The 429-nt window shown below is 76.0% G+C and carries 1 protein-coding gene; it reads left to right on the plus strand.

Annotated features, from left to right (window positions below):
• Positions 1 to 2 precede the first annotated feature (2 nt).
• Positions 3 to 350 carry a PHB depolymerase family esterase gene (locus A6V37_RS42870; protein ID WP_075643533.1) on the plus strand — a complete coding sequence of 116 codons (348 nt, stop codon included), beginning with the start codon at positions 3 to 5 and terminating at the stop codon, positions 348 to 350.
• Positions 351 to 429: the final 79 nt, after the last annotated feature.

Consider the following 429-nt stretch of genomic DNA (forward strand, 5'->3'; position numbering starts at 1 on the left):
GTCTGCATGTCCCGGCACGTCATTCCCCCGACGCGCTCCCCCTGCTTGTGCTGCTCCACCGCTGCCCGCAGTCGATCGACCCATTCGCCGAACGCACGCGCATCAACGTCCTGTCCCACCGCTTTTCCTTTCCCGTCTCCCCTCCCCACCCGCCCCCCCCCCCCCCCCCCCGCCCTCCCCCTCCCCCCCCGCCCCCCCCTCATCCGCCCACCCCCCCGCTCCCCCCCCCGCCCACCCCCCCCCCCCCGCTCCCCCCACCCTCACCCCCACGCCCCCCGCCGCACCCGCCTCCCCCCTCCCTATCATCTTCGTCCGCTCCACGCGCCCCCCCTTGCCCCCGCCCCCCGTAGCTGCCTCCCTCCTACCCCTCCTCGCTCACTGTCCCACTCCCCTCCCCTCCTCCCCGTATCCCTCCGCCCTCCACACGCC

This window comes from Paraburkholderia ginsengiterrae (assembly GCF_001645125.1).
In the GTDB taxonomy this organism is placed as follows: domain Bacteria; phylum Pseudomonadota; class Gammaproteobacteria; order Burkholderiales; family Burkholderiaceae; genus Paraburkholderia; species Paraburkholderia ginsengiterrae.